We start from the raw sequence: 15660 nt of genomic DNA on the forward strand, positions 1-15660 counted from the left end.
CACCGCGGGATCGTCCACCACAACCCGGGCCACACCCTCCGGCACCAGCCCGGCCAGCCCGGCCGTGCTGAGCACACACACCGGCCCGGCATCAGCGAGAACGGCCTCGATCCGACCGGCCGGATACTCCGGATCCACCGGCAGATACGCCCCACCGGCCTTCACCACCGCCAGCAGCGACACCACCAGCTCGACACAGCGCTCCATCACCACCGCGACCACCGACTCCGGGCCCACACCGCGCCCGATCAGCAACCGCGCCAGCCGGTTCGCCCGCGCATCCAGCTCCGCATACGACAGCTCGACACCCTCGAAGGCCAACGCCACCGCATCCGGCGTCCGCGCCACCTGTGCGGCGAACAGCTCCGGCAGTGTGGACGGCTCGATCTCGAGCGCCGTCGCGTTCCACTTCTCGACCACCAGTCGGCGCTCAGCCGGATCGAGTACGTCCAGTGCCGCGAAGCGGGTCTGCGGGTCTTCCTCCAGCGCGGTCACGAGCTGGAGCAGGCAGGTGTGCAGCATCGTGGCCACGTGCTGCGCGTCGGCGGGTGCCACCGCGTCGACGGCCAGGCTGAAGCCGGTGCCGTCGTCGTCGACGTGCGCGACCAGGGGGTAGTTGGTGCGGCCTTCGGAGCCGAGGATCCGCACGTCCTCCAGCCCGGTGCCCAGGCCCGTGCCGGGCTCGGTGGCGCCGGCGCCGTTGCGGTAGTTGAAGAGGGCGGTGAACAGCGGGCTGCCGCCCGCCACCCCGCTCGCCTGCTGCGCGAGCACCAGCGGCGCGTGCTCGTGCACGAGCAGCTCGGCCAGCTGCTTGCGCATCCCGGCCAGGGCCTCGCCCACCGCCGGGGTGGCGAGCCGCACCCGCACCGGGAGGGTGTTGAGGCAGGGGCCCTGGAGCCGGTCGGCGCCCGCGCCGGCGTTCATCCGGCCGAACAGCACCGTGCCGAACACCACGTCCTCGCGGCCGCTGACCGCGGCCAGCACCCGCGCCCACGCCAGGTGGAACACCGTCGCCGGACTCACGGCCCTCTGGCGGGCGACCGCCCGCAGCCGGAGCGCGAGCTCGGCCTCCACCGAGGAACGCGCCGACACCACGGCCGTGCCGTCCCCGTGCACGTCCAGCAGGCCGAACGGGGCGGTGGTCTCGGTGACGTCGCCCAGCAGGGCGGCGAAGTACCGCTCGTGCTCCTCGCGCGGCACGCCGAGGCGGGCCTGGACGACGAAGTCGCGGAACGGCAGCCCCTTGGCCAGGGACTCTCCCCGCCCGGTCAGGAAGGCACGCACCTCCCCCAGCAGCGCGTCCGTCGTGGTGTCGTCCCGCACCAGGTGGTGGACGCGCAGCAGGGCCAGCCAGCCGTCGCCGTCCGGTTCGGCGGCGATGTGCACGTCCATCAGCGGGGCCCGGTCCAGCGCCATCCAGGCGCCGCCGAGGGACAGCAGCTGCTGCGCCGCGTCCGCGCCCTGCGCCTGCAGCACGACCTCCCGGACGGGGAGTTCGGCGTGCCGGGTCACGACCTGGACCGGCTCGCGCAGGCCCTCCCACACGATGGCCGTGCGGTAGACGTCGTGCCGGTCGACCACCTGCTGCAGCGCCTCGAGGAACGCGTCGAGCCGTGCCCGGTTGTCGAATCCGAGCACCATCGGCCCGGCGTACACGTCCCGCTCGCCCGCGCTGCCGGCCTTGACCAGGTGGTGGAAGAGGATCCCCTCCTGGAGCGGGGCCAGCGGGTAGACGTCCGCGACGTTCGCGGCACCGCCGGGCACCTTCGCCACGACCAGCTCGAGCTCGGCCTCGGTCAGCTCCACCAGCGGCAGCATCTCGGGCGTGATGTGCGTGGCGTCCTCGGGGATGAGGTTCGCCGGCACGACCACCTGCTCCGCGCCCGCCTCGAGCGCCAGGCCCGCCGGGGTCGACGTCTGGAACAACGCCTTCACCGACACCGACACCCCGCGCACCCGCAGCATCTCCACCAGCGACACCGCCAGCAGCGAATGCCCGCCCAGGGTGAAGAAGTCGTCATCGACGCCGACGCTCTCCAGCCCCAGGACCTCGGCGAACGCCTCGCACAGGATCTCCTCCCGCACCGAGGCCGGCCCGCGGCTCGACACCCCGCCCTTGGCCGCGAAGTCCGGCGCGGGCAGCGCCTTGCGGTCCAGCTTCCCGTTGCCCGTCAGCGGCAGGGCGTCCAGCACCACCACGGCGGAGGGCACCATGTGCTCCGGCAGCCGGGCGGCGACGAAGGCCCGCACCGCATCCGCGAGCGTCTCGTCCACATCCTCCGGGTCGTCCGCGACCACATAGGCGACCAGGCGCTTGTCCCCCGGGGTGTCCTCGCGGGCGATCACGGCCGCCTGGGCGATCAGCGGGTGAGCCGTCAGAGCACTGGCCACCTCACCCGGCTCGATCCGGAAACCACGGATCTTCACCTGCTCGTCCGCACGGCCCAGGAACACGATCTCGCCCTCGGCCGACCACTTCGCGCGGTCACCCGTGCGGTACAGCCGGCCACCCGCGGGCCCGTACGGGTCGGCGACGAACCGCTCCGCGGTCAGGCCCGGGCGGCGCACATAGCCGCGCGCCAGCTGCGCACCCGCCACGTACAGCTCGCCGGCCACACCCACCGGGACCGGGTCGAGGCGCTCGTCCAGCACGTAGAAGCGGGTGTTGGCCACGGGCGAGCCCACCGGCACCACCCCGCCCGGCGTCAGACGGGTGGTCGCCACACCGATCGTGGTCTCCGTCGGACCGTAGTGGTTGAACACCTGCCGCTCGCCCGCGGCGGCCAGGAGCTCATCGGCCCAGCCCGCCGAGGCGGCCTCGCCACCGAGCACCACCGACCGGCCCGGCAGCACCCGCTCCAGACCACCGACCGCGCCAAGCGCCGCCAGGTGCGAGGGCACCACCTTCAGGAAGTCGATCCCGTGCTCGGCCAGGTAGTCGCCCACCACGCGCGGATCGGTGACCGCCTCCTCGTCCAGGACGTGCAGCTCACCGCCCGACAGCAGGCTCGCGAACAGCACCGTGTTCCCCAGGTCGGTCGCCTGCGCCTGCAGCAGCGCGTACTTGCCGCCCGGCGTGCCGAAGCCGACCCGGGCCGGCACCGAGGCCACGTAGTTCGCCAGACCGCCGTGCGTGACGGCCACGCCCTTGGGCTTGCCGGTCGAACCGGAGGTGTAGATCACGTACGCCAGGGACCGCGGATCCACCGCCACACCGGGCGAGGAGGCCGGCGCCGCCGCCAGCTGCATCGCCGTCAACGTGCCGTCCACCGCCACCAGACGCACACCCACCGACGGCAGGTCCTCCAGCACCTCGTCGGTGGTCAGCACCAACTGCGCCCGCGAGTCCTTCACCGTGAACGCGACCCGCTCGGCCGGCTGGGAGACGTCCACCGGCAGATACCCGGCCCCCGCCTTCCAGACCGCCAGAATCCCCGCGATCATCTCCACGCCACGCGGCAGCGCCAGCCCCACCAGCGACTCCGGGCCAACACCCTGGCTGACCAGATAGTGCGCAAGGCGGTTCGCCCGCGCATCCAACTCCGCGTACGACACCGGCACGCCACCGGACACCACGGCCACCGCATCCGGCGTCCGCGCCACCTGCGCCTCGAACACCTGCGGCACCATCAGGCCGGGCCCGGCCACAGCGGTGTCGTTGAACTCCGACAGCACCCGGCGACGCTCGTCCGCGCCCAGCACGTCCACCGCGCCGACCCGGGCCCGCGGGTCATCGGCCATCGCCGTCAGCACCCGCACCAGGCAGCCCGCGACCCGACCAGCGACACCCTCGTCGAACAGGTCCGCCGCCGCCGTCAGCATGCCCCGGATCCCCGCCGGCGCGCCCTGCGCACCGAACGCCTCACCCACGATCACATCAAGGTCGAACTTCGCCATCGCCCGGCCCAGCAGCAGCGGTTCGGCCCCCAGCCCAGGCAGGTCCAGCGCACCGCGATCGGCCACCAGGCCGGTGTTCTGCAGGGTCAGCACGACCTGGAACAGCGGGTGCCGGGCCAGCGAACGCGCCGGCGCCAGCTCCTCCACCAGCTTCTCGAACGGCACATCCTGGTTCTCCAGCGCGCTCAGCCCCGCCTCGCGCACCCGCCCGAGCACCTGCTCGAACGTCGGGTCCCCCGACAGGTCCGTCCGCACGACGACCGTGTTGACGAAGCACCCGACCAGATCGTTCAGCGCCTCGTCCGTGCGCCCGGCGATCGCCGACCCGATCGGGATGTCAGAGCCCGCACCCAGCCGGCTGAGCGTCACCGCAACAGCCGCCTGCAGCACCATGAACATGGTCACCCCACGCTCACGCGCCAACTCCCCGAGACGCCCGTGCAGTTCCGCCGGAACATCCAGCTCCACGGTGTGGGCACGGTGCGACGCGACCGCCGGACGCGGCCGGTCGAACGGCAGCGGCAGCTCCTCCGGGGCCCCCGCCAAGGCCGCACGCCAGTAGGCCACCTGGCGCGCCATCACACTGGATGAATCCCGCTCCCCGCCCAGCAACTCGCGCTGCCACTCGGCGAAGTCCGCATACTGCACCGGCAGCGGCTCCCAGCCCGGAGCCACGCCACCCAGCCGCGCCGCGAACGCCGTCGACAGGTCCCGCACCAGCGGCGCGCTCGACCAGCCGTCCATGGCGATGTGGTGCGACAGCAGCACCAGCACATGCTCGAGAGGGCTCACCGCGAACAGCGTCACCCGGAAGGGAATCTCGGACGAGAAGTCGAACGCGTACCGGCCCGCCTCGGCCAGTGCCTCCTCGAGCCCCTCCGGGGCCACCTCGACCACCGAGAGCTCGAACCCGCACTCCTGGACACCCAGAACCCGCTGGTACGGCTCACCGTCGACCGCCGGGAACACCGTCCGCAGCACCTCGTGCCGCCCGATCACGTCCCGCAGCGCCTGCGCGAGAGCCTCCCGGTCCACCTGTCCGGACAGGCGCAGAGCCATCGGAGTGTTGTAGGTCGCGCTCGCGCCCTCCAACTCGCCGAGGAACCACAGACGGCGCTGCGCGAACGACAACCGCACCCGCTCCGGACGCTCCGTCGCACGCAGTGCCAACCGGCCCTCACGGGCCTGCCCGAGCCGTCCCGCCAGACTCGCCGGCGTCGGCGCCTCGAACAGCTCGCGGACCGCCAGCTCCACACCCAGCACCGAACGGATCCGGCTCAGCAGCCGCATCGCCAGCAACGAGTGACCGCCCAGCGCGAAGAAGTCGTCATCGACCCCCACCGCCGGCAGACCCAGCACCTGCGCGAACGACTGGCACAGCAACTCCTCCTGCACCGTCGCCGGCGCCCGGCCCGCACCCGCCGCGTACTCCGGCGCGGGCAGGGCCTTGCGGTCCACCTTGCCGTTCACCGTCAACGGCAGGCCGGCCAGCACCACGACCGCCGACGGCACCATGTACGCCGGCAGCCGCTCAGCCATGAACTCCCGGACAGACGTGGCGAGTTCGATACCGTCGCCGTCCCCGACGACGTACGCCACCAGGCGCTTGTCACCCGGCACGTCCTCACGGACCACCACCACCGCCTGCGCCAGGCCCGGGTGGGTGGCCAGGACGGCCTGGACCTCGCCGGGCTCGATCCGGAAGCCTCGGATCTTCACCTGCGAGTCCGCACGGCCCGCGAACACCAGCTCGCCGTCGCCGGACCACTTCGCCCGGTCACCCGTGCGGTACAGCCGCCCGCCCGGCGCCCCGAACGGCGAGGCCACGAACCGCTCCGCCGACAGGCCCGGACGGCCCAGGTACCCCCGCGCCAACTGACCGCCCGCGACGTACATCTCACCGGTCACACCCACCGGAGCGGGCTGCAGGAACTCGTCCAGCACATACACGCCCAGACCCGGGATACCGCGCCCGATCACACTGCCCGCGACGCCCTCACCCGAGGACAGCTCGCGGAACGTCACATGCACCGTGGTCTCGGTGATGCCGTACATGTTCACCAAGCGCGGACCACCGTCACCGTGACGGCCCCACCAGCCGCTCAGCCGGCCCGGATCCAGCGCCTCGCCACCGAACACCACCGCACGCAGCGACGCCACCGCCCCGGGCCGCTCCTCCTCCACGGCGGCCAACTGGTAGAACGCCGACGGGGTCTGGCTCAGTACCGTCACCCGCTCGCGCTCGATCAGCGCCAGGAACTCCTGCGGCGAGCGCGACACCGCGTGCGGGACAACGACCACCCGGCCGCCGTGCAGCAGCGCACCCCACAGCTCCCACACCGAGAAGTCGAACGCGAAGGAGTGGAAGCACGACCACACGTCGTCCGCCCCGAACCCGCCGAACAGCGGCCCGGTCTGCGCGAACAACCCGGTCACGTTCTCATGGGTCACCACCACACCCTTGGGCCGACCCGTCGACCCGGAGGTGTAGATCACGTACGCCGGATGCCCCGGCGACGCCACACCCTCCACCGGCGCGTCGTCGAGCGCCGCCAGCTCTCCGGCCACCGACGGCTCGTCCAGCGCCGCCACCTCGACACCGAACCCGCCCAGTCGAGCGGCCAGTTCGGCCGAGGTCAGCACCAGGCGCGCACCCGCGTCACCCAGCGTGTACCCGATCCGCTCGTCCGGGTACGCCGGGTCGACCGGCAGATACGCACCCCCTGCCTTCACCACCGCCAGCAGCGCGACCACCACCTCGACCCCGCGCTCCAGGCACACTCCGACCACCGACTCCGGGCCGACACCGCGCCCGACCAGCAGCCGCGCCAGGCGGTTCGCCCGCGCATCCAGCTCCGCGTAGGACAGCTTGACGTCCTCGAAGGCCAGTGCCACCGCGTCGGGTGTCCGCGCCACCTGCGCGGCGAACAGCTTCGGCAGCGTGGCCGGTTCGACCTCGACCGCCGTCGCGTTCCACGCCTCCAGGAGCAGGCGACGCTCGTCCGCGCCCATCACGTCCACAGCGCTCAACCGCGTCCCCGGCTGCGCGGTCACCGTCTCCAGGACCTGGACCAGCCGGCCCGCGATCCGCTCGACGGTCTGCGCGTCGAACAGGTCCGCCGCCGCCAGGAGCGCACCGCGCAGGCCGGCCGGCGCACCGTCGGCGTCGAACGCCTCGCTCAGGTTCACGTCCAGGTCGAACTTGCTGTGCACCAGACCGGTCGGCACCCGTCCGACGTGCAGACCGGGCAGCTCGAACCGTGCCGATGCCGTGTTCTGCAGGGTGAGCACGACCTGGAACAGCGGGTGGCGTGCCATCGACCGGACCGGCGACAGCTCCTCCACCAGCCGCTCGAACGGCACGTCCTGGTGCGCGAACGCCCCAAGACTCGCCTGGCGGACCCGCTCCAGCACCTGGTCGAAGGTCGGGTCGCCGGACAGGTCGGTCCGCACCACCAAGGTGTTCACGAAGAACCCGACCAGGTCGTTCAGCGCCTCATCCGTACGGCCGGCCACCGGCGACCCGATCGGGATGTCCGCGCCCGCGCCGATCCGGTTCAAGGTGACCGCCAACGCCGCCTGCAGCACCATGAACAGGGTCACCCCCCGCTCACGCGCCAGCGCCGCCAGTGCCTGGTGCGTCTGCGCGCAGACCGCCAGCTCCGCACTCTCACCGCGGTACGAGGCGACCGCCGGGCGCTGGCGGTCGGCCGGCAGCTCCAACTCCTCCGGTGCCCCCGCCAACACCTCGCGCCAGTACGCCACCTGCCCGGCCAGCACGCTCCCCGGGTCCTGCTCGTCGCCGAGCAACTCCCGCTGCCACAACGCGTAGTCCGCGTACTGCACCGGCAGCGGCTCCCACACCGGCGCAGCACCGCCCAGCCGTGCCGCGTACGCCACCGACAGATCCCGCAGCATCGGCTCCGTCGACCAGCCGTCACCCGCGATGTGGTGCATCAGCACCACCAGCACGTGCTCCCGCGGTGCCAGGGCGAACACCGTCGCCCGCAGCGGGATCTCCGCCGACAGGTCGAACGCGTGAGCCGAGGCCTCGGCCACCGCGCCGTCCAGCTCCTGCGACGCCACCTCGGCCACCGCGAGCTCGAACCCGCACTCCTCCACCGCAAGGACACGCTGGTACGGCTCGCCATCCACCGCCGGCAGGACCGTGCGCAGCACCTCGTGCCGCCCGATCACGTCCTTGAACGCCGCCGCCAGGGCCTGCTGGTCCAGCTCTCCGTCCAGTCGCAGCGCCACCGCGGCGTTGTAGGTGACGCTCGGACCCTCCAACTGCCCCAGGAACCACAGGCGGCGCTGCGCGAACGACAGCGGCACCCGCTCCGGACGCGCCACCGGCACCAGCGCCGCACGCCCCTCGCCGGCTGCCGACCCGGCCAGCCAGGCCGCGACCCCGGCCGGCGACGGCACCTCGAAGAACACCTGGATCGGCAGCTCGACGTTCAGGACCGTCCGGATCCGGCTGATCAGCCGGATCGCCAGCAGCGAGTGGCCGCCCAGCGCGAAGAAGTCGTCCTCGACCCCCACCGCCGGCAGACCCAGCACCTGCGCGAAAACGCCGCACAGGATCTCCTCCTGCACCGTCGCCGGACCACGGCCGACGGCCTTGGCGGACAGGTAGTCCGGAGCAGGCAGGGCGGCACGGTTCAGCTTGCCGTTGGCCGTCAGCGGCAGCGCGTCCAGCACCACCACCGCGGAGGGCACCAGATACCCCGGCAGCCGCTCGGCCAGGTACACGAACACCAGCTCACTCAGGCGCACGGCGTCAGCCGTCCGCGCGGCGGCGGCGGGAACGACGTAGGCGACCAGGCGCTTGTCGCCGGGGACGTCCTCACGGACGACCACGGCGGCCTGTGCCACCGACTCGTGCGCGGCCAGCACCGCCTGCACCTCACCCGGCTCCACCCGGAAACCGCGCACCTTCACCTGCTCGTCCGAACGGCCCAGGTGCACCAGTTCACCCTCGGCGGTCCACCGCACCAGGTCGCCCGTCGCGTACATCCGCTCGCCGGCCGGGCCGAACGGGCAGGCCACGAACCGCTGCGCGGTCAGGCCCGAACGCCCCACGTACCCGCGCGCCACCTGCGGACCGGCCACGTACAACTCACCCGCCACACCGACCGCAACGGGGCTCAGCGACCCGTCCAGCACATAGGCACGGGTGTTGGCCACCGGCACCCCCAGCGGCACCACACCCTCGGCGAGCGACTGCTGGCCGAGCCGGCCGGCCACCACGCCGATGGTCGTCTCGGTGGGCCCGTAGTGGTTGAACACACCACGCTCACCCGCCACGTCGAGCAGCCCGGCGACCAGCGCCGGCGAGGCAGCCTCACCGCCCAGCACCAACGCCCGGGCCGGCATCAGAGCGGCCAGGCCGGCTGCCGCGCCCAGCGCCGCCAGGTGCGAGGGCACCACCTTCACGAAGTCGATGCGGTTGTCCGCCAAATACTGGGCCACGGCCGACGGATCCGTCACCGCACCCTCCTGCAGGATGTGCAGCTCACCGCCGGTCGCAAGGCTCGCGAACACCACCGTGTTGCCGAGGTCCGTCACCGTGGGCTGCAGCAGCGCGTACCGGCCGCCCGGCAGGCCGAAGCCGACCTGCCCCGGCACCGAGGCCACGTAGTTCGCGAGCCCGCGGTGCGTCACGGCCACGCCCTTGGGCGTGCCGGTCGAACCGGAGGTGTAGATCACATAGGCCAACTGGTCGGCCATCAAGTCGAGTTGCGGAGCCTCGGTGGGTCGTGCGGCCAGCTCGGCCAGCACCGCCGGGTCGTCCAGGGCGATCGAGCGCACACCCTGGGCCGCCGGCGCCCCGATCAGCGCCGCCTCGCCCAGCACGTGCCCGGCCCCGCTGTCGGCCAGCAACTGGCCGAGCCGCTCCGCCGGGTACGCCGGGTCCAGCGGCAGGTACGCCGCCCCCGCCTTCCACACCGCCAGGATCGCCTCGATCGCCTGCAGGCCGCGCGGCAGGCACAGCGCCACCAGCGAATCCGCACCGACCCCCTGGGCGATCAGATGATGCGCCAACTGATTGGCCCGCACGTCCAGTTCGGCGTAGCGGACCGCCGAGCCGTCGGCCACCACGGCCACCGCCCGCGGCGTCGCGGCCACCTGGGCGGCGAACCGCTGCGGCACCGGCAGAGCCTCGCCGGGGACCACGGTGTCGTTCCAGGTCTCCAGCACCAGCCGCCGCTCAGCCGCGTCGAGCAGGTCGACCGCGCCGACGGAGGCGGTGGCCGGAGCACTGCTGAGCCACTCCAGCACCGCCAGGTAGCGGCGGCTCACCGACGACGCCGCTTCGGTGTCGTACTGCTCACGGTTCATCTCGATGACGGTCTGCACGCCGCCCTCGAGCGCGTCACCGAGCACGTCGATCTTCATGCCTTCGGCAGGCCCGCTCGCCAGGCCGGTCCGAACAACCCCGCAGTCGCCGAAACCGATCCGGCGCTCGCCCACCATGACATCGACGATCATGTCGTACAGCGGGGTCCCACCGACCCGCTTCAAGTCCCTGAGCAGGTCCGGATACTGGTAGCGCTGATGACGCAGACCGCTCTGGACCGCCCGCTGCGTCTGACGCGCGAGCTCCTGCACGGACATGCCCGGCAGGACCTTGAGCCTGATCGGCATGATGTTCGCCGTCATGCCGGGGATACCCACCTCACGCATGCTCGTGCGGCCACTGGCCGACACCCCGAGCACGACGTCCCGCGACCCGGTCGACCGGTGCTGGTAGACCGCGGACGCCGCGATCACCAGACCGGCGAAGCTGACCCGAAGCCGCTTCGCGGCAGCCCGCAGACGGGCGGTCGCATCCGCTCCGAGATCCTGCTGGTGGGTCACCGACCGGCCGGCCAGGCGCCGACCCTGCGCAGCCTCGGACGCCGCCTCCCCCTCATGGTCCGAGAACGCCTCCAGCCAGAACCGCCGGTCCCGGTCACGCTCCTGCGAACCCCGGTACACCTCGTCGGTCCCGATCAGCTCCGACACCGACCGCAGAGCACTCCCGGCCGGATCCCCACCCGCGCGAAGCACCGCATATACCTGGGACAGCCGCTCGGCGAACTGCGACAAGCCGTTGCCGTCGAGAACGATGTGGTGAGCACGCTGGTACCACAGGAAGCGATCCGGCCCGAGCACGAAGAACGCGTGCCCCGACAGCGCCCCGCCCACCAGCTCCACCGGCGTGTCCAGATCGGCCTGGATCCACTCCTGCGCCACCGCCCGCGGGTCAGCCTCCCCCCGCAGATCCGCCACGTGGACCGGAACATCCCCGGCATCCCCCAGGAACTGCCGCGGCGTCCCGTCCTCCACACACAGGCGCAGACGCAGAGTCTCCGCCTCCTGCACCGTGCGGCGCAGCGCACGCACGAAAAGATCCGGGTCGAGGTCACCGTGGATCTCCGTGCAGTCACCGATGTTGTACGCCGGATTGTCAGGCGCGATCTGCTGCGCGTACCAGACGCCCAGCTGGCCGGACATCAGATCCCACAGACCCTGCGCGGAGGCACCCATTCCCGTATCCCTCAATCGATTCGACGCAACGTGCACTAAGAGCTCTGAAAACCCGTCAGACAGACGGCAGTTCGGCCATCAGGCCGGCCAGGTGAACGGTCAGGGCCGCAACCGTGTCGACATCCCAGACGAGAGTCGGCTCCACGGTCACACCCAACTTGTCCTCGATGTCGCCGCAGAGCGCGAAGGCGTACACCGACTCCAACCCGTGCTCGGCGAGCGAGACGTCCGGGTCGATCTCCTCGATCGGCGTCTCCAGGTAGTAGGACACCCGCTCCATCAGCCACTGCTCGATGTCCTCGGCCGACACCCGGACGCTCATTTCCTGATCAGTCATCGAAGTCCCTCTCTCATCCCGAAACATGACGTGCGGACAGGTCGAAGAGCCGCCTGTCCTGGAAGCGCTCGACAGCGAGGTCGAACAGCGCCTGCTCGGCACTCGCCCGCTCGTCCGGCGTCAGCACCGAGGCGCCACCGAGGCGCCCGGAGAGCCGGTCGAGGATCCCGAGGAGTGCCGCCTCCGGCTGACTGCCGTCGCTGCGCCAGACCGCGAGCGCGGCGGCGGCGGCGAGCAGCACCGTGTACCGGTCGGCCGCCGCGTAGGCCTCCGGAGAGGCCCCGATCGTGAGGTCCGAGGGAGCCAGTGCGGCGCACCGGTCGCGCAGCGCGACCACCTCGTCCCTGAAGCGCCCGGCGAACCGCCCGACCGGGCTCCCGGCCGGCTCGCGCTCGGCTGTCTCGGCCAGCACGCCGATCAGCCCGTCTCCGGACAGCATGCCGACGGCGAGCTGGTCGAAGTCCAGCGGCGGCAGATCCGCGCCGAGGTCGAACAGCTGCTCAGCGGCGGCCGGGTCGGCCAGCCAGGACTTCCGTGCCAGCCGCGGCAGTTGCGGCAGGATCAGCACCAGGCAGGCGGAGCGCGAGATGTGGGCGAAGGTGGCCGGAGCGGCGTCCCTGACGAGCTTCTGGAACATGGCGTAGGAGCCCTGGCGGAGGTAGCCCTGGGCGCCCATGACCGCGCGCAGATCCTCGAAGGCGTCCAGCACGATCCGTGACGTCAGGTACTTCACCGCCGGCGCGTAGAGCAGCGTGGCCTCCGGGGCCAGGTGCAGCGCCCGGAGCGCGACGCCGCTGAAGGCGTCGACGGCCAGCAGGTCGGCGTAGGCGCGTGCGAGGGCGGAGCGCACATAGGGCAGGTCGGCGGCGAAGCCACCGTAGAGGCGCCGCTCGTGCACGCACTCCAGCGCCAGGCGCAGCGCGGTGTCCAACGGCCCGACGAGGACGGCCGGGATCACCACCCGGCTGAGCTGGTAGGCGCGCAGGGCGTTCTCGATGCCCTGGCCGGGCCGGCCGAGCATCGCGGTGCCGGGAATCGGGCAGTCGGAGAACCGCAGTCCGCCGAGTTGCACTCCGTTCATGCCGGAGCTGGGGAACCGCGGCAGATCCAGCACGCGGTCGGCCGGCAACTCGCCCCGGGTGACGAAGAACTGGCTGTGGCTGCGGCTGCCCGCGTCCTCACTGGTCCGGGCGAAGAGCACCATGGCCTCGGCACGGCGCAGATTGGTGACGATCTCCTTGCGCCCGGTCAGCAGCCAGCCGTCCCCGTTCGGAACGGCGGCGCACTCGGCGTGCGCGAAGTCGTTGCCGTGGTCGAGTTCGTGGAAGGCGGCCGCGATCCGGCCGCCCCCCAGCAGGATCTCGGCTGCCTTCGTACGCTGCTCGTCCGTACCTGCGGACCAGATGTTGACCGATCCGAGGAGGGAGCTGAAGCCGTAGCCGAGGCCGAGGCAGGGGTCGCGTCGCCACAACTCCCGCTGCACCTCGGCGAGGCGGTCGGCCCGCACCAGCCGGCCACCGTACGCGGCGGGCACGAACTCGGCGTTCATGCCGTAGGCGTCCAGCAGGCGTTCGCCCTCGGCGAGCATCTCGTGCCGCTCATCGGCGGCGAGGATGGCGGCGTAGCCGACCGGGTTGTCCGCATCCCGCGGGTTGCCGAACAGTGCGTCCAGTTTCTCAGCGCTCACGTGAGTCCTCCCCCTGCTGAATCGTTCGCGGCGCCCGGGCCCCGAACGGGGTGATAGGGGCACCGGTGGTCGCGGCGTCGACGACGAGACGGGCCAGCGCGCCGTCGAGCAGGTCGTCGCCCGGCGCGGCGACCGGCAGCGGCATCCGCAGGACCGCGGCGAGCCTGGCCAGCAGGGCGCGCAGTGCCGCCCGAACCCAGAGGCCGTCCTGCCACAGCGGCTCCGCCGCGTGCTCGGACTCACCCGTGGCCCACAGGTGCAGGCAGGCCGCTCCCGCGTAGCAGAGCTCATAGGCGGCGGCCAGCTCGTAGGCGGCCATGGCGGGACGGGCGGCGGGCGCCACCTCGGCCATCCGGCCGTGCACGTACTCGGCCATGGCTCCCAGTGCGACGGCCTGGTCGGCGAGCCCGGTGGGGGCGGGCCGGCTGCCGATCGACTCGACGAGTGCGGGCAGTGCCTGCACGACCGAGCATCCCTGCCGGGACACCATGGTCAGTGCGCCACGGTCGACGGGTCGCAGCGGGCCGCCGACCGACACGGCCTCGGCCAGTCCGCCCGCATCGACGGTGCCGCCGGCGAAGCCACGGACCAGCTTCGGGAACTGCTGCACCAGGGCGGCCCGGTTCACCGGGGTACTGCCGTCGAACACCGCCACGATCTGGTGGTCACGCCACACCTTCTGGAAGGCGCCGTACTCGTAGACGTCGGAGAGGAAGGAACGTGCGCCGAGCAGTTCGGCGAGCTCCCCGAGCGTGTCGTCGACCAGCGTGGGAGCGAGTGCCTTGGCGACCACCGAGGTCACGCTCATCTCCGCGGTGAGGCTGTGGATCGAACGGCCGGCGACCAGCGCGGTCGCTTCGACAGCCGCCAGCAGCGCAGCGCTGCGGGCCAGGACCGATGCGGGGAAGGGCCGTTCGGCCAGCGGGCGCTTCTGGATGACGCGCGCCGCGGCGAACCGGGCGGCGAGCCGCAGCGCGTGCTCACCGGCGCCGAGGGAGATGGCGGTGCACGTCGTCCGGGTGAACTGGAGCGCGAGCAGCACCGTCTCCAGGCCGCTCCCCTCCCGGCCGAGCAGTGCGCCGGCCGGCAGCAGCGCACCGTCGAACTCGATGCCGGAGATGTCGATCCCGCGGATGCCGTGTGTCAGCACCTTCGACAGCGGCCGCCAAGTGCCGGGCTGCAGCGCCGACTTGTCGACGAGGAAGAGGCTCTGACCACGTCCGGACCCTGCCGGTCCGGTGCGCGCGAGCAGTACGAGGTGGCTCGAGCGGGTGGCATTGTTGATCGGCCACTTCACGCCGTCGACGCGGTAGCCGTCGGGCTTCGCCGTGGCGGTGACAGAACCGCTCAACAGGTCTGCGCCATGCTCCGGCTCGGACAGCGCCCAGGCCACCGGGGCCCCGGACAGCACCGCGTCGGCGGCGGCCCGGGCCTGCTCCGGGTTTCCGGCGATCCACACCGAAGCCACGCCCAGGTACGTCTTGGCGTGGGCCGTCAGCGCGCTGATGTCACGGCGGGCGACGGTGCGCAGGAGCCGGATCAGCTCCTCGTGGTCGGACAGCGCGCCGCCCCACTCGGTCGGCACGTAGTGGGCCGGCAGGCCGAACCCGTCGAGGCGGGCACAGAAGTCGGCGGGAAACTGCTCGTTCTCATCGAGTTCGACGGACCGGCGAGCCGTCTCGTCGAGGAGGCCCAGGGCTTCGTCGAGGGCCGCCTCGAGCCCGGCTCCCGCGTGGGTGGCGGTCATGTGAGGTCTCCCGCCGCCAGGCGCCGTGGCGAAGGCGCCCCCAGGCTCTGGTCGCCGCCGAGATTGAAATCCATTCTGTTCCCCTGCTGCTCCGTCAGTCACTGTTTATCCGGGGTGCGACGAACCGTTCTGATTCCTAGAATTCTTACCCTCGCCGCATGCCGAGGACCAGGTGATTTTCATCGAATTCATTGGACAGGTTCGTCAACGTATATCGTTCTCTCCTCTGTTCTGACGACAGAGGGCGCGAAGCGCAGATCACCGGCATCGGTCGTATCCGTATCAAGGATCATGACGGGGCCGCCGACCACTATGCCCCAACGCTCGTCGCTCGGTAAGTGGCAGAGAGCACGCTGGCCCTGAACACCCGGGTGGCACAGGAATGCCGGGATAAAAGGCGGGCGTCCAACTGCCGCACTCCACCGGTTGAACACCCGGCCGCCCGGCCGGTCCGTG

At 71.9% G+C, this 15660-nt stretch carries 4 protein-coding genes; all 4 read right to left on the minus strand.

Translation table 11 applies throughout. From position 1 onward, the window contains the following. Positions 1-11433, minus strand: an 11433-nt coding sequence (locus tag ABT095_RS35435) for a non-ribosomal peptide synthetase (protein WP_350533712.1), incomplete at its 3' end; no start/stop codon positions are given. A 55-nt stretch (positions 11434-11488) separates the two neighbouring features. After that, positions 11489-11770 carry an acyl carrier protein gene (locus ABT095_RS35440; RefSeq protein WP_350533713.1) on the minus strand — a complete coding sequence of 94 codons (282 nt, stop codon included), beginning with the start codon at positions 11768-11770 and terminating at the stop codon, positions 11489-11491. A 13-nt stretch (positions 11771-11783) separates the two neighbouring features. Next, positions 11784-13457, minus strand: coding sequence for an acyl-CoA dehydrogenase family protein (locus ABT095_RS35445; RefSeq protein WP_350533714.1), 1674 nt, complete (start codon positions 13455-13457; stop codon positions 11784-11786). Further along, a complete protein-coding gene (locus ABT095_RS35450) occupies positions 13447-15204 on the minus strand; it encodes an acyl-CoA dehydrogenase family protein (RefSeq protein WP_350533715.1) in 1758 nt (585 codons plus the stop codon). Before ABT095_RS35450 ends, ABT095_RS35445 begins: the two co-directional genes overlap by 11 nt. Between the last annotated feature and the right edge of the window lie 456 nt (positions 15205-15660).

This window comes from Kitasatospora sp. NPDC002227 (genome assembly GCF_040296285.1).
GTDB lineage: Bacteria > Actinomycetota > Actinomycetes > Streptomycetales > Streptomycetaceae > Kitasatospora.